At 63.6% G+C, this 15,386-nt stretch carries 9 protein-coding genes and 1 other RNA gene; 9 read left to right on the forward strand and 1 reads right to left on the reverse strand.

Going from position 1 to position 15,386, the window contains the following annotated elements:
* Positions 1 to 162 precede the first annotated feature (162 nt).
* The 5 genes from IFT57_RS23825 to IFT57_RS23845 all read left to right on the forward strand — a co-directional run bounded on the left by IFT57_RS23825 (position 163) and on the right by IFT57_RS23845 (position 9,552).
* Entirely contained in the window at positions 163 to 822 is a 660-nt protein-coding gene (locus IFT57_RS23825; protein ID WP_122795688.1) for a GntR family transcriptional regulator, read from the forward strand.
* 2 nt (positions 823 to 824) lie between these two features.
* The gene (gene smc, locus IFT57_RS23830) at positions 825 to 4,313 is read left to right on the forward strand and encodes a chromosome segregation protein SMC (protein ID WP_192152879.1); all 3,489 of its coding nucleotides are present in this window, start codon (positions 825 to 827) and stop codon (positions 4,311 to 4,313) included.
* Between the two features lie 192 nt (positions 4,314 to 4,505).
* A complete protein-coding gene (zipA, locus tag IFT57_RS23835; protein ID WP_192152880.1) occupies positions 4,506 to 5,429 on the forward strand; it encodes a cell division protein ZipA in 924 nt (307 codons plus the stop codon).
* 127 nt (positions 5,430 to 5,556) lie between these two features.
* Complete coding sequence (ligA, locus tag IFT57_RS23840; RefSeq protein WP_192152881.1) at positions 5,557 to 7,899, forward strand: NAD-dependent DNA ligase LigA; 2,343 nt, start codon at positions 5,557 to 5,559, stop codon at positions 7,897 to 7,899.
* Between the two features lie 486 nt (positions 7,900 to 8,385).
* Positions 8,386 to 9,552 (forward strand): zinc-binding metallopeptidase family protein, encoded by a 1,167-nt coding sequence (locus IFT57_RS23845; protein WP_192152882.1) that lies wholly within the window; start codon positions 8,386 to 8,388, stop codon positions 9,550 to 9,552.
* Between the two features lie 169 nt (positions 9,553 to 9,721).
* On the opposite strand, the gene IFT57_RS23850 is transcribed toward IFT57_RS23845, so the two are convergent.
* Complete coding sequence (locus IFT57_RS23850; RefSeq protein WP_244657418.1) at positions 9,722 to 10,228, reverse strand: GNAT family N-acetyltransferase; 507 nt, start codon at positions 10,226 to 10,228, stop codon at positions 9,722 to 9,724.
* Positions 10,229 to 10,430: 202 nt separating this feature from the next.
* Between IFT57_RS23850 and ffs the strand changes: the two genes are divergently transcribed.
* The 4 genes from ffs (at position 10,431) to IFT57_RS23870 (ending at position 15,321) form a co-directional block, all read left to right on the forward strand.
* Positions 10,431 to 10,527, forward strand: an RNA gene (ffs, locus tag IFT57_RS23855) — signal recognition particle sRNA small type.
* Between the two features lie 202 nt (positions 10,528 to 10,729).
* A complete protein-coding gene (dnaX, locus tag IFT57_RS23860) occupies positions 10,730 to 13,042 on the forward strand; it encodes a DNA polymerase III subunit gamma/tau (RefSeq protein WP_192152883.1) in 2,313 nt (770 codons plus the stop codon).
* A 75-nt stretch (positions 13,043 to 13,117) separates the two neighbouring features.
* Positions 13,118 to 13,444, forward strand: coding sequence for a YbaB/EbfC family nucleoid-associated protein (locus tag IFT57_RS23865; RefSeq protein WP_043189078.1), 327 nt, complete (start codon positions 13,118 to 13,120; stop codon positions 13,442 to 13,444).
* A gap of 842 nt (positions 13,445 to 14,286) precedes the next feature.
* Positions 14,287 to 15,321 (forward strand): NADP-dependent oxidoreductase, encoded by a 1,035-nt coding sequence (locus IFT57_RS23870; protein ID WP_192152884.1) that lies wholly within the window; start codon positions 14,287 to 14,289, stop codon positions 15,319 to 15,321.
* Positions 15,322 to 15,386: the final 65 nt, after the last annotated feature.

A 15,386-nucleotide genomic window follows, 5' to 3' on the forward strand; every position in this document is an offset into this window, starting at 1 on the left:
CTGCGGGTCAGGAAGTTTCACGAGCCCGTTGCCTGCACCCCGGCAGTCCTGCTTTTGCCAAGCCACATCCGTGCCAACTGCCGCCTTTGCCGTTCAATTGGAGTACACTGCGCCGCATGCTTTGATCACAGCTTGCCGATTACCGATTGTCGAAGGAAACCCATGACGTTCAAGGCGCCGGACAGCCTCGCCGAGCAAATTGCCCATCATCTGGCCGAGCGCATCATCAGCGGTGAGCTCAAGCCGGCCGAGCGCATTCAGGAACTCAAGGTCACTCAAGCGCTGAACGTCAGCCGCGGTTCGGTGCGCGAAGCCCTGTTGATTCTCGAACGCCGCCACCTGGTCGAGATCCTGCCGAGGCGCGGCGCCCAGGTCAGCGAACTCACCGAGCACAAGGTGCGCAGCCTGTGTGCCTTGATGGGCGAGATGTACATCATGCTCGGTGACGCCGTGGCCCAGCGCTGGCAGACCGAGGCCGATCTCGCACCGTTCCTGGTCATCCAGCAACGCTTGCAGACCAGCTACGAGCGCCAGGACATCAACGCCTTCGTCGAGGACAGTTTCAACGTCATGCGCGCCGCCTACCCGTTCGCCAACAACCCGTACCTGCAAGAAACCATCGAGAACCTCCAGCCGGCCATGAACCGCACCTACTACCTGGCCCTGGAGCAGCGCAAAGCCTCGATGAGCGAATACCTGGCGTTGTTCGGGCGGCTGCTGCAGGCGGTTTCCGCGCGCGATCCGCAACTCATCCGCAAGGTCCTCGGCGAATACTGCCAGCGCAGCTGTGAACTGGTGCTCAGCGCCCTGGCGGCGCGCTGAGCATGCGCCTCAAGTGCATTCGCCTGGCCGGGTTCAAGTCGTTCGTCGACCCGACCACAGTCAACTTCCCCAGCAACATGGCTGCCGTGGTCGGGCCCAACGGTTGCGGCAAGTCCAACATCATCGACGCCGTGCGCTGGGTCATGGGCGAGAGCTCGGCGAAGAACCTGCGCGGCGAGTCGATGACCGACGTCATCTTCAACGGCTCCACCAGCCGCAAGCCGGTCAGCCAGGCCAGCATCGAGCTGGTGTTCGACAACAGCGACAGCACGCTGGTGGGCGAGTACGCGGCCTACGCGGAAATCTCGATCCGGCGCAAAGTCACCCGTGAAAGCCAGAACACCTATTACCTGAACGGCACCAAGTGCCGGCGCCGCGACATCACCGACATCTTCCTCGGTACCGGCCTGGGCCCGCGCAGCTACTCGATCATCGAACAGGGCATGATCTCCAAGCTGATCGAGGCCAAGCCCGAAGACCTGCGCAACTTCATCGAGGAAGCCGCCGGCATCTCCAAGTACAAGGAGCGCCGCCGCGAGACCGAAAGTCGCATTCGCCGTACCCACGAGAACCTGGCGCGCCTGACCGACCTGCGCGAAGAGCTGGAACGCCAGCTCGAACGCCTGCACCGCCAGGCCCAGGCGGCCGAGAAATACCAGCAGTACAAAGCCGAGGAACGCCAGCTCAAGGCGCAGCTGTCGGCCCTGCGCTGGCAGACCTTGAACGAGCAGGTGGGTCAGCGCGAGGCGGTCATCGCCGATCAGGAAGTAGCCTTCGAAGCCTTGGTGGCGGAACAGCGCAACGCCGATGCCAGCATCGAGCGCCTGCGCGATGGCCATCACGAGCTGTCCGAGCGTTTCAATACCGTGCAGGCGCGCTTCTACTCCGTGGGCGGTGACATCGCCCGGGTCGAGCAGAACATTCAGCATGGCCAGCAGCGCCTGCGCCAACTGCAGGACGATTTCAAGGAAGCCGAGCGCGCTCGCCTGGAAACCGAATCGCACCTGGGCCACGACCAGACCCTGCTGGCGACCCTGGGCGAAGAGCTGGACATGCTCGAGCCCGAGCAGGCGATCAGCAGCGCCGCCGCCGAGGAAGCCGCCGCGGCCCTGGAAGACGCGGAATCCGGTATGCAGGGTTGGCAGGAGCAGTGGGACCGGTTCAATACGCGCTCCGCCGAGCCGCGACGTCAGGCCGAAGTCCAGCAGGCGCGCATCGCCCAGCTGGAACTGTCGATGCAGCGCCTGGCCGAGCGGCAGCGGCGGCACAGTGAAGAGCGCGAACTGCTGGCGGCCGATCCGGAAGACGCCGCCATCCTCGAACTGGCCGAACAGCTGGCCAGCAGCGAAATGCTCATCGAGGAGTGGGCCGCCGAGGAACAGCAACACGTCGAACAACTGGAGGCGACCCGGCAGCAACTGCAACAGGCGACCCAGGCCCAGCAACAGGCCCAGGGCGAGCTGCAGCGGCTCAACGGCCGCCTGGCCTCCCTCGAGGCCTTGCAGCAGGCCGCGCTGGATCCGGGCACGGGCACCGCGCAGTGGCTGGAGCAGCAAGGGCTGGCCCGCCATCCGCGTCTGGCCGAAGGGCTGCGCGTCGAGCCGGGCTGGGAGCTGGCGGTGGAAACCGTGCTGGGCGCCGATCTCCAGGCGGTGCTGGTCGATGATCTGCAAGGCCTCGACCTGGCCGGCTTCGACCAAGGCGAACTGCGCCTGATCAGCGAAGCTGCGGGCGCCGTAGCGTTGCCGGACAGCCTGCTGCACAAGGTCTACAGCCAGGTCGACCTGAGCCCCTGGCTCGCTGGGGTGCGAACGGTCGCCGATCTCGACACCGCGTTGGCCCTGCGCAGCCAACTGGCCACCGGTGAAAGCCTGGTCAGCCAGGACGGCTATTGGCTGGGTCGGCACTTTCTGCGGGTCAGCCGTGGCAACGACGCCAGCCGCGGGGTTCTGGCCCGTGGGCAGGAGCTGCAGGCCCTGCAGCTGGACGTCGAGTCTCGTGAAGCGACCCTGGCGCAACTGCAGGACCAGCTGTTGGCCTGCCGTGAACAGCAGGATGCCCAGGAACAGCTGCGCGACCAACTGCGCCGCCGCATCCAGGATGAAAACCGCCAGCAGGGCGAACTCAAGGCCAGGCTTTCGGCCAGCCGCGCCAAGGCCGAGCAGTTGGCGCTGCGTCGTCGTCGCCTGGACGCAGAACTGGATGAGTTGGCCGAGCAGCGCGCCCTGGAACACGAGCAGCTCGGTGAGTCGCGCTTGCAGCTGCAGGACGCGCTCGACGCCATGGCCACCGACACCGAACAGCGCGAACAGCTCATGGCCCAGCGCGACAGCCTGCGCGAAGGCCTGGAGCGCATTCGCCAGGACGCCCGCCAGCACAAGGATCGCGCGCACCAGTTGGCGGTTCGCCTGGGTTCGCTGCGCGCCCAGCACGACTCCACTGGCCAGGCGCTCGAACGCCTACAATTGCAGGCCGAGCGTTTGGGCGAGAAACGCGAACAATTGAGTCTTGGCCTGGAGGAGGGCGAAGCTCCGCTCGAAGAACTGCGCCTGGACCTCGAAGGCCTGCTCGAGCAACGCATGGCCGTCGACGAAGAAATGCGCCACGCGCGGCTGGCGCTGGACGATGCCGATCGCGAACTGCGCGAGGTCGAAAAACGTCGCACCCAGGCCGAGCAGCAGAGCCAACTGTTGCGCGGCCAGCTGGAACAGCACCGCCTGGAGTGGCAGGGGCTCAGCGTGCGGCGCAAGACCCTGCAGGAGCAATTGCACGCCGACGGCTACGACTTGCACGGCGTACTGGCCACCCTCGACGTGCTGGCCAGCGAGCAGGAGGCCGAGGAAGAACTGCAACGTATCGACGGGCGCATTCAGCGCTTGGGCGCGATCAACCTTGCGGCCATCGACGAATACCAGCAGCAATCCGAGCGCAAGCGCTATCTGGACGCGCAAAACGCCGACCTGGCGGAAGCGCTGGACACCCTGGAAAACGTCATCCGCAAGATCGACAAGGAAACCCGCAGCCGCTTCAAGGACACCTTCGACCAGATCAACGCCGGTTTGCAGACACTTTTTCCAAAAGTTTTCGGTGGTGGCAGTGCTTATCTGGAACTGACGGGCGAAGATTTACTCGATACAGGGGTAACGATCATGGCGCGTCCGCCCGGCAAGAAGAACAGCACCATTCATTTGCTCTCCGGTGGCGAGAAAGCCTTGACCGCACTGGCCCTGGTTTTCGCTATCTTCAAACTGAATCCGGCGCCGTTCTGCATGCTCGACGAAGTCGATGCACCGTTGGACGACGCCAACGTCGGTCGTTACGCGCGGTTGGTGAAAGAGATGTCGCAGACGGTGCAGTTCATCTATATCACCCATAACAAGATCGCCATGGAGATGGCCGATCAGTTGATGGGGGTGACCATGCACGAACCCGGTTGCTCGCGACTGGTGGCCGTGGACGTGGAAGAGGCATTGGCCATGGTCGAGGCCTGAAAAACCCTTATCATGGCGTTAAAATCGAGCCAAATGCGACAGACGGTGTAAAGTTGTTTCTGGTCGTGCTAGTTTTACCAAAGTCTTGTTTACGCGTGGGAAAACGCCTGTCAGAACATACAGTTGGCGCCACGTCTTAAAGAGGGTTCACACCCTTTATTTTTTATCATTTTTATAGAGGCACGGGATTACATGGAAATCGGTCTGCGCGAGTGGCTGATCCTCATCGGCATCATTGTCATTGCCGGCATTCTTTTCGACGGCTGGCGCCGGATGCGTGGCGGCAAGGGCAAGCTCAAGTTTCGCCTGGATCGCAACATCAACAACCTACCCGAGGAAGACACCGGCGCCGAAGTGCTCGGACCGCCTCGGGTGCTCGACGCTCACAAGGAGCCGCAACTGGATGAGCATGACCTGCCGTCCATGAGCGCCCAGCGCGACGGTGGCGGTCAGCGCGCCAAGCGCGAGCCGTCGGCCGATCACGCCGATTTGAACCTGGCCGTTGAGCCAGACGAGATCAAGGAGCCTCGCGAAGCCCGGCCGCCCAAGCCTGCACGCGAGCCCAAGCCGGCCAAAGCGCAGCCTGCGATGAAAGCGGCGCGTGACGCCCACGACGATTTCACCAGCGACAGCAAGGGTTTCTCCAGCACGGGTGCACCGGCCGTAGAGAAAGACCTGCCACCGGTTGAAGAAGTGCTGGTGATCAGCGTCATCTCGCGCAGCGAGAGCGGCTTCCGCGGCCCTGCGTTGCTGCAGAACATCCTGGAAAGCGGCCTGCGCTTCGGTGAAATGGACATTTTCCATCGTCACGAAAGCATGGCCGGCAACGGCGAAGTGCTGTTCTCCATGGCCAATGCGGTCAAGCCAGGTATCTTCGATCTGGACGATATCGACCATTTCAGCACCCGTGCCGTGAGCTTTTTTCTTGGTCTGCCCGGCCCGCGTCATCCCAAGCAAGCCTTCGATGTCATGGTGGCCGCAGCGCGCAAGCTGGCCCATGAACTGGACGGCGAATTGAAGGACGATCAACGCAGCGTACTGACCGCGCAGACCATCGAGCACTACCGCCAGCGCATCGTCGAGTTCGAACGCCGCGCCATGACTCACAAGCGGTAGGTCCGATACTGCCGCAGCCCGTGCCCTTGTGGGAGCGGGCAGTGCCCGCGAACGGAGCGCCGCCAAACCCCCAGATCCAACCCAAGAGCAGCCCAGGCTGCTCTTTTGCTTCAAGCGAGAACCGATCATGAACGACGCCACCCGTATCCTCGAACTGCGTGCCGAACTCGACCAGCACAACTACCGCTACCACGTGCTCGACGAACCCAGCATTCCCGACGCCGAATACGACCGTCTGTTCCATGAACTGAAAGCGCTCGAAGCCGCCCATCCCGAATTGGTCACCCCTGACTCGCCCACGCAGCGCGTCGGCAACGCTGCACTGACCGCGTTCTCCCAGGTGCGCCACGAAATCCCCATGCTCAGCCTGGGCAACGCCTTCGAAGAAGTCGACCTGCGTGAATTCGACCGCCGCGTCACCGAAGGCCTCGACCTGCCCACCGGCGACCTGTTCGGCAGCGGCGCGGCCATCCACTACAGTTGCGAACCCAAGCTCGACGGCCTAGCCGTCTCCCTGCTGTACCAGGACGGCGCCCTGGTTCGCGGCGCCACCCGCGGTGACGGCACCACCGGTGAAGACATCAGCGTCAACGTGCGCACCATCCGCAACATCCCGCTCAAGCTGCACGGCAGTGGCTGGCCAGCGGTGCTGGAAGTGCGCGGCGAGGTGTACATGTCCAAGGCCGGCTTCGAACGGCTCAATGCCAGTCAACTGGAGATCGGTGGCAAGACCTTCGCCAACCCGCGCAACGCCGCGGCCGGCAGTCTGCGCCAGCTCGATTCGAAGATCACCGCCAGCCGTCCCCTGGAATTCTGCTGCTACGGCATCGGCCAGGTGACCGAGGACATCGCCACCACCCACACCGGCAACCTCGAACAGCTCAAGAAATGGGGCATGCCGATCAGTCGCGAGCTCAAGGTCGCGGAAAACATCGAGCAGTGCCTGGAGTACTACCACGACATCGGCGGCCGCCGGACCCAGTTGCCCTATGAAATCGACGGTGTGGTGTTCAAGGTCAATAGCGTGGCCTCCCAGCGCGAGCTGGGCTTTCGCGCACGCGAGCCGCGCTGGGCTATTGCCCACAAGTTTCCGGCAATGGAAGAACTCACCGAACTGCTCGACGTGGAATTTCAGGTCGGGCGCACCGGCGCCGTCACGCCCGTGGCGCGGCTCAAGCCGGTCAAGGTGGCGGGTGTCACAGTGGCCAACGCTACCCTGCACAACATGGACGAAGTGGCGCGCCTGGGCCTGATGATCGGCGACACCGTGGTCATCCGTCGTGCCGGTGACGTCATTCCCCAAGTCATGCAGGTGGTGGTCGAGCGCCGACCGGACAACGCCCGTGCGGTTCAGGTACCGGAAACCTGCCCGGTGTGTGGTTCCCATGTCGAGCGCACGCAACTGGTCAAACGCAGCAAGGGCAAGCAGACCGTCAGCGAAGGCGCGGTCTATCGCTGCGTCGGGCGGCTGGCCTGTGGCGCACAACTCAAGCAGGCGATCATTCACTTCGTCTCGCGGCGGGCGATGGACATCGACGGGCTCGGTGAGAAGAGCGTCGAGCAGTTGGTCGACGAAGGCCTGGTCAGTTCGCCCGCCGACCTCTACACACTGCAGTTCGACGACGTGGTCAAGCTGGACGGCTTCGCCGAGGTGTCCAGCAACAACTTGCTCGAGGCCATCGCCGACAGCAAGCAGCCGAGCCTGGCACGCTTCATCTATGCCCTGGGCATCCCCGACGTGGGCGAGGAGACGGCCAAGGTGCTGGCGCGCTCACTGGGCTCGCTACAGCGCGTCAGCGAAGCGCTGCCGCAGGTACTGACCTACCTGCCGGACATCGGCCTGGAAGTGGCCTTCGAGATCCACAGCTTCTTCGAAGATCCGCACAACCGCAGCGTCATCCAGCAATTGCTCGAGCGCGGCCTGCAGTTGCAGGAGGAGGGCGACGTACACCCCGAATACGCTGCCAGCACCACCCTGGCCGGTATGATCGCCAAGCTGGAGATCAATTCGGTAGGCCCGACCGGCGCCGAAAAGCTGGTGGCCAAGCTGGGCAGCCTGGACCAGATCATCGCCGCCGACGGCATCGACCTTCGCCAGGCGCTTAACGCCAAGCAGGCGGAGGCGGTGCGCGAGTACTTCAAGGAGCCGCGCAACGCCGAGACGGCCAGGGCCGTGGAAGCGCAGTTGCAAGCCTTCGGCATGCACTGGGCAAGCGAGAAAAAGGTCGTCGAAGGCCTGCCGCTGGCAGGGCAGACGTGGGTACTGACCGGCTCGCTGGAGCAGATGAGCCGCGACGAAGCCAAGCAGAAACTCGAAGCCCTGGGCGCCAAGGTCTCCGGCTCGGTTTCCGCCAAGACCCACACCGTCGTCGCAGGCCCCGGCGCCGGCTCCAAACTGGCCAAGGCCAGCGAACTGGGCATAAAAGTCCTCGACGAAGAACAGTTCCTGAAGTTTCTCGCCAACATGTAACATCATGACACGGCGCACCCCAGGTTCTCCCCAAATTGAGGTGCACCCCAGCAATCAGAGCCCGAGGCCCACCCACAAGATAGGGGTTCCCTGTGGGAGCGGTCATTGGCCGCGAAAAGAACACCGCGGTCCACCAGACAAGCCGCACCGACCGCTCCTACAGCCCATGCGATCCTCCCCCCTTGTAGGAGCGGTCATCGGCCGCGAAAAGACACCGCGGGCCACCAGACAAGCCGCACCGCACCCTTCGCGGCCACCGACCGCTGCTACAGCCCATGCGATCCTCTTCCCCTGTAGCAGCGGCGCGAGCCGCGTCCGGATCTACCGCGTTCATTCAGACGGACTGCAGCCACCCCCAACGCGGCTCGCGCCGCTGCTACACGGCCATTTCCAACCTCCCATCCGCATTTCCACCCAACCTCTACCGCAAATGAAACCTTTGCCACACCCGCAAGCTCTAGTCATGGCAGGCCACCGGAGATCGCCATGTATCGTTTTTTCGAACAACTCAGCACCCGAATCACCGCCCCATTCGCCAAACCGGAAAATCGTCACAGCAAGGTCTGGGAATGCACCTGCGGGCAGTCGATCTTCTTCCGCAACAGTCAGTGCCTGGCGTGCAATGCCTTGCTCGGTTTCTGGCCGGCCAAGAATGTCTTGTCCACCCTCGACGCCGGTCCCGAAGCAGGCAGCTGGCGCCTGCATGCCGTGCCCGACGCAGGCCTGTTCCACCGCTGCGCCAACCTCGACACCCCCGCAGCGTGCAACTGGCTGGTGCCGGCAGAGAAGGGGCCCGCTGCCCTGTGCACCGCCTGCAACCTGAACCGGACCATCCCCGACCTGAGCGTTCCGGAAAACCCGGAGCATTGGCGCAAGGTCGAAACAGCCAAGCGCCGCCTGATCGCGCAACTGATCAACCTCGGCCTGCCGGTCATCGCCAAGACCGAAGACGAAGCCACCGGCCTGGCGTTCGACTTTATCGGCACCGACCTCAACGGCAACGCGCCCACCACTGGCCACGCCAATGGCTTGGTCACCCTGGATATCAAGGAAGCCGACGACGCCCACCGGGAAAAGGTCCGCGTGCAGATGCGCGAACCGTACCGCACGCTGCTCGGACACTTCCGGCACGAAGTAGGGCACTACTACTGGGACCGGCTGATCGCCGACACCCACTGGGTGGCCGACTACCGCCGCCTGTTCGGCGATGAAAGCCAAAGCTACGCCGACGCCCTGCAGCGCCATTACGACCAAGGCGCACCGTCCGATTGGCAACAGAACTTCGTCAGTGCCTACGCCACCATGCACCCATGGGAAGACTGGGCGGAAACCTGGGCCCACTACCTGCACATGATGGACGCGGTCGACACCGCGTTGGGCTTCGGCATGAGCGCCAAGGAAATGGACCTCGACTACACGCCGTTCCCCCTGGCCACCCTGTATGACCCGGACCACACCAGCGGCCCGGCATTCCTCGCGTTCGTGAACGCCTGGATCGAACTGGCCGGCATGCTCAACGAGCTCTCACGCGCCATGGGTCAGCCCGACTTCTACCCCTTCGTGCTGCCACCGGCCGTGATCGCCAAGCTGCACTTCATCCACGTCGTCGTCCAGGAAGCCGGTGGCCGCGCCGACGACGTCCTGCAGGTGTAACGCAACGGCCGGTGCCCGCCATCCCCCTGTGGGAGCGGGCTCTGCCCGCGAAGAGGCCCGCTCATTCACCGTCCCATCCGAAATGTGCACCGCTCATTCAGACGCCTTCGCGGGCAGAGCCCGCTCCCACAAAAGCGAGGTAGCGCTGCTGCAAAGAGAGCTGTCGCCTCTACAGCGCCAGCACATACCTGCGCTCATAACCAATCCGCCCACGGTACGCTTGACCGCGATCCTCCCATCCCAGCGCCTTGTACAACCCAATGCCCGCCGCATTATCAGCATCCACTGACAACTCCAGTTGTTGCACCCCAGGCCACGCCGCGCGCGCTGCATCAGGCAAGCCTTCCAGACAAGCCCGCCCCAGCCCACGTCCCTGCATTCGCCAATCCACCTGCAATGCATGCAAGGTCGCCGCCTTCGAGTCCGCCCATTCCGGCACGAATCGCCCGTGTTTGAGCAGCAGAAACCCCTTTGGCACCTCATCCACCAGCAGCGCGAAACCTCGGATCTCACCGTCGGTGCAACCCAGTAGCGTATAAAGCGCCATGTCCACATCCCCGGAATATTGCCTCTGCTCCGGACGAATCTCGATCTCTATCAATTGCTCCAACTGAACAGACGATAAGTGGGAGTAGGGCGTCAGAACCTTCATCGCAAGCAACCAGGCAGGGGACATGTCGCGACGTTACCAATTCACATCGCGGCTGTCGCTTGTCTTGCGCGCAAGCGATCCGCGCCTGCCCCGGACCGTACAAAGCCGCCCACGCCAAGTCCCTGACAGCCCTACAAATTTTATCTCGCGCAACGGGTTGTAACTTCCGTCAGGACCGGTACAATGGCCCCCGCTCGCTACCAAGCGAGTGTCGTTATGGTGACCCTGCCGGTCCCCCCGCAACGATTACCCGTGAACCTGGTCAGATCCGGAAGGAAGCAGCCACAGCGGGAACATTGTGTGCCGGGGTGTGGCTGGTAGGGTTGCCACCTATTCCAGAGTTCGTCCTCGCACGGATTCATCGCATCACTCTCCCAAACCGATACCCATGCGAAACATCGCAATTGCCGACTTTTGTCTGCGTTTTTTCAGGCGAACTCAGCAATAGATCAGGGCACGGATGCAATTTCGGCCCTGCTCCATTAGCATTGGCGGTCTTCCGCTTTCATGTCGCGACGGTTTTCGATGAGTTATCAGGTTCTTGCACGTAAATGGCGTCCGCGCTCGTTCCGCGAAATGGTCGGCCAGACCCATGTGCTCAAGGCATTGATCAATGCGCTGGACAACCAGCGCCTGCATCATGCCTACCTGTTTACCGGTACCCGAGGGGTGGGCAAGACCACCATCGCGCGGATCATTGCCAAGTGCCTCAACTGCGAGACGGGCATCACGTCAACGCCGTGTGGTGAATGCTCGGTCTGCCGCGAGATCGACGAGGGTCGCTTCGTCGATCTGATCGAGATCGATGCCGCCAGCCGCACCAAGGTCGAAGACACCCGCGAGCTGCTCGACAACGTGCAGTACGCACCCAGCCGCGGGCGCTTCAAGGTTTACCTGATCGACGAAGTGCACATGCTGTCCACGCACTCGTTCAACGCGTTGCTGAAGACGCTGGAAGAGCCGCCGCCCTACGTCAAGTTCATTCTGGCCACCACCGATCCGCAGAAGTTGCCGGCGACCATTCTGTCGCGCTGTCTGCAATTCTCGTTGAAGAACATGACGCCGGAGCGGGTGGTCGAACACCTGAGCCATGTGCTGGGTGTCGAGAATGTACCCTTTGAGGACGACGCGCTGTGGTTGCTCGGCCGCGCCGCCGATGGCTCGATGCGCGACGCCATGAGCCTGACCGACCAAGCCATCGCGTTTGGTGAAGGGAAGGTGCTGGCAGCCGATGTTCGGGCGATGCTGGGTACCCTGGACCACGGCCAGGTATATGGCGTGTTGGAAGCGTTGCTCGAAGGTGACGCCCGCAGTGTGCTCGAGGCTGTGCGCCATCTGGCGGAGCAGGGCCCGGACTGGAATGGCGTGCTGGCTGAAATACTCAACGTGCTGCACCGCGTGGCCATCGCCCAGGCGCTGCCCGAGGCGGTGGACAACGGCCAGGGTGACCGCGACCGGGTGTTGGCGCTGGCGCAGGCGCTGCCGGCCGAAGATGTGCAGTTCTATTATCAGATGGGCTTGATCGGCCGTCGCGATCTGCCATTGGCCCCGGAGCTGCGTGGCGGTTTCGAGATGGTGCTGCTGCGCATGCTCGCGTTTCGCCCCGCAGGCAGCAGCGACGGACCCAGTCACCCGCTAAAGACAGTGGGGATCAGCCCAGCCACAGTTGATTCCACCCAACCCGTGGCAGCTCCAACCCCCGTAGGAGCGGTCACCGGCCGCGAAAGCCCTGTTGCGGATACCCAGACAGACCGCGCCGCGCCCTTCGCGGCCACGGACCGCTCCCACGAGATGCCCCCTGTGGGAGCGGTCATCGGCCGCGAAAGCCCTGCTGCGGATAACCAAACAGACCGCGCTGCGCCCTTCGCGGCCACGGACCGCTCCCACGAGATGCCCCCTGTGGGAGCGGTCATCGGCCGCGAAAGCCCTGCTGCGGATCCCCAGACAGACCGCGTCGCGCCCTTCGCGGCCACGGACCGCTCCTACGAGATGCCCGCACCCTCGAATCCCCCCGTAGGAGCGGTCAGCGGCCGCGAAGAATCCCCCGCGCATTCCCAGGCCGCCCCCGATCCCGTTATCGATCTACCCTGGGACGACCCGGTAGAGCCCGCACCGGCGCCCACTCAGGAACCGATCCTGGATGTCGTCGCCGAGCAGCCCGCATTGACTCCAATGCCGGCGCCCACGCCTGCCAGTGCCGTGCCGGACGCCCCGGAAACTCAGACGGCCCCGACTGTCGACGATGCCGAGCCCGCCGATTACACACCAGCCGGCATGGACCGCGACGACGAGCCACCGCTGGACGAAGACTATTACGCTCCGGAAACCGACGGCGCCGCCTACAGCTACCTCGACGAACTGGCCAGCGAAACCGTCCACGACACGCCCGTCGAAGCCGAGCCCGAAGTGCTGCCTGCCGCACAGCCAGCGAGCGGTCTGGCCCTGCAATGGCTCGAGCTGTTTCCGAAGTTGCCGATCTCGGGCATGACCGGCAGCATCGCCGCCAACTGCACCTTGATCGCGGTGGAGGGCGACGACTGGCTGCTGCACCTGGACCCTGCGCACAGCGCACTGTTCAACAGCACCCAGCAGCGCCGCCTGAACGACGCGCTGAACCAGTACCATCAGCGCACGCTCAACCTGACCATCGAGCTGATCCGCCCGGAACAGGAAACCCCGGCCCAGGCCGCCGCGCGCTGGCGTGCGAATCGCCAGGCCGATGCCGAGCAGTCGATTCAGCAAGACCCGTACATTCAACAAATGCTGCAACAGTTTGGTGCCATCATTCGCGACGATACGATTGAACCAGTCGAAGCGGTGACCAGCCCAACGCGTTAAGCGCTCTTACCCAAGCCCGCGCAGGATGCCTTCGGCAATGCGCGGTCATACCCATTGACCTTTGAGGTGAACCCCATGATGAAAGGTGGCATGGCCGGCCTGATGAAGCAGGCCCAGCAGATGCAGGAAAAAATGGCTCAGATGCAGGAAGAGCTGGCAAAAGCCGAAGTGACTGGCCAATCGGGCGCAGGCCTGGTGAGTGTAGTGATGACCGGTCGCCATGACGTCAAGCGCGTGAGCCTGGACGACAGCCTGATGCAGGAAGACAAGGACGTGCTGGAAGATCTGATTGCCGCCGCCGTCAATGACGCCGTGCGCAAGATCGAAGCAAACAGCCAGGACAAGATGTCCGGCATGACCTCCGGCATGCAACTGCCCCCCGGCTTCAAGATGCCGTTCTAAACCCCAAATGCCAGGCCCTCAGCCTGGCATTTTTGTATCTGAGTAACCCCCTTGTGGGAGCGGTCATCGGCCGCGAAAGCCACACCGCGGTCTACCAGACACACCGCGTGCCCCCTTCGCGGCCACAGACCGCTCCTACAGGTTTCCCGCGCAATCCAATCCCCCTCGTAGGAGCGGTCATCGGCCGCGAAAGCCACGCCGCGGTCTACCAGACACACCGCGTGCCCCCTTCGCGGCCACAGACCGCTCCCACAGGTCGCCCGCGCAATCCAATCCCCCTCGTAGGAGCGGTCATCGGCCGCGAAAGCCCCACAGCGGTCTACCAGACACACCGTGTGCCCCTTCGCGGCCACAGACCGCTCCTACAGGTTTCCCGCGCAATCCAATCCCCCTCGTAGGAGCGGTCATCGGCCGCGAAAGCCACACCGCGGTGTACCAGACACACCGTGTGCGCCCTTCGCGGCCACAGGCCGCTCCTACAGGTTGCCTGCGTAATCCAATTGCCCCCGTAGGAGCGGTCATCGGCCGCGAAGGCCCCACCGCGGTCTACCAGACACACCGTGTGCCCCTTTCGCGGCCCCAGACCGTTCCCACAGGTCGCCCGCGCAATCCAATCCCCTTTGTGGGAGCGGTCATCGGCCGCGAAAGCCACACCGCGGTCTACCAGACACACCGTGTGCGCCCTTCGCGGCCACAGGCCGCTCCTACAGGTTGCCCGCGTAATCCAGGTGCCCTGTGGGCCGCGAAATCCAGCGCCGTCTGTTAGCCGAGCAGCCAGTTGAACATCCCGCCACCCCATGCTGTCCTTTTCCTATAGCCACTTGCTGAAGGAATACCCCGCAATGTCCCAAGACCTGAACCTCAACCAGCGCTTCGTTCTTGCTTCCCGCCCGACCGGGGCGCCGACGCCGGAGAATTTTCGCCTCGAGCGCGAGGCGTTGCCGGATCTCGAAGACGGGCAAGTCCTGCTGCGCACGCTGTACCTGTCCTTGGACCCCTACATGCGCGGCCGCATGAGCGACGCACCGTCCTACGCCGCACCGGTGGAAATCGACGAGGTGATGACCGGCGGCACCGTCAGCCGCGTGGAGACCTCCAGGCACCCCAAATTCCGCGAAGGCGATCTGGTCGTCGGCATGACCGGCTGGCAGACCCACTGCATTTCCGACGGCAGCAACCTCACGCCGCTGCCTGCCGGTATCCCCAGTCCCTCCATGGCACTCGGTGTTCTGGGCATGCCCGGCATGACCGCCTACATGGGCTTGACCCACATCGGCCAGCCCAAGGAAGGTGAAACCCTGGTCGTCGCAGCAGCTTCCGGCGCAGTCGGATCGGTGGTAGGGCAGGTGGGCAAGATCAAAGGCCTGAAAGTCGTCGGCATTGCCGGCGGACCGGAAAAATGCCGCTACGTGGTCGAAGAGCTCGGCTTCGATGCCTGCGTCGACCATAAAAGCGAAACCTTCGCCGACGACCTGGCCAAAGCTTGCGACAAAGGCATCGACATCTACTTCGAGAACGTCGGCGGCAAAGTCTTCGATGCCGTCATGCCGTTGCTCAACGCCCGTGCGCGCATCCCGGTGTGCGGCCTGATCGCCGGCTACAATGCCACCGATCTGCCCGAAGGCCCGGACCGCTTTGCACTGTTGCCGCGCACCTTGCTCACCAAGCGCATCCGCATGCAGGGCTTCATCGTGTTCGACGACTTCGGCGATCGCCATGCCGAATTCTTCTCCGCCATGGTGCCGTGGGTCCGTGACGGCAAGATCAAGTTCCGCGAAGACGTGGTCGACGGCCTGGAGCGTGCGCCGGAGGCGTTCATCGGCCTGCTGCAAGGGCATAACTTCGGCAAGCTGGTGGTCAAGGTTTCCGACGCCTGAGCATTTGACGTGGTCCGGAGGCGCGGGTATAAACCGCGTCTCGTCGTAACGTCAGGCCGCCTTCC

The sequence above is a fragment of the Pseudomonas sp. CFBP 13719 genome (assembly GCF_014842095.1).
Taxonomy (GTDB): domain Bacteria; phylum Pseudomonadota; class Gammaproteobacteria; order Pseudomonadales; family Pseudomonadaceae; genus Aquipseudomonas.

What these genes read in the sequence shown, in the direction of transcription:
- IFT57_RS23825 (WP_122795688.1), top strand. Translation starts at nt 163, where the DNA reads ATGACGTTCAAGGCGCCGGACAGCCTCGCCGAGCAAATTGCCCATCAT.
- smc (WP_192152879.1), top strand. Translation starts at nt 825, where the DNA reads ATGCGCCTCAAGTGCATTCGCCTGGCCGGGTTCAAGTCGTTCGTCGAC.
- zipA (WP_192152880.1), top strand. Translation starts at nt 4,506, where the DNA reads ATGGAAATCGGTCTGCGCGAGTGGCTGATCCTCATCGGCATCATTGTC.
- ligA (WP_192152881.1), top strand. Translation starts at nt 5,557, where the DNA reads ATGAACGACGCCACCCGTATCCTCGAACTGCGTGCCGAACTCGACCAG.
- IFT57_RS23845 (WP_192152882.1), top strand. Translation starts at nt 8,386, where the DNA reads ATGTATCGTTTTTTCGAACAACTCAGCACCCGAATCACCGCCCCATTC.
- IFT57_RS23850 (WP_244657418.1), bottom strand. Translation starts at nt 10,228, where the DNA reads ATGTCCCCTGCCTGGTTGCTTGCGATGAAGGTTCTGACGCCCTACTCC.
- dnaX (WP_192152883.1), top strand. Translation starts at nt 10,730, where the DNA reads ATGAGTTATCAGGTTCTTGCACGTAAATGGCGTCCGCGCTCGTTCCGC.
- IFT57_RS23865 (WP_043189078.1), top strand. Translation starts at nt 13,118, where the DNA reads ATGATGAAAGGTGGCATGGCCGGCCTGATGAAGCAGGCCCAGCAGATG.
- IFT57_RS23870 (WP_192152884.1), top strand. Translation starts at nt 14,287, where the DNA reads ATGTCCCAAGACCTGAACCTCAACCAGCGCTTCGTTCTTGCTTCCCGC.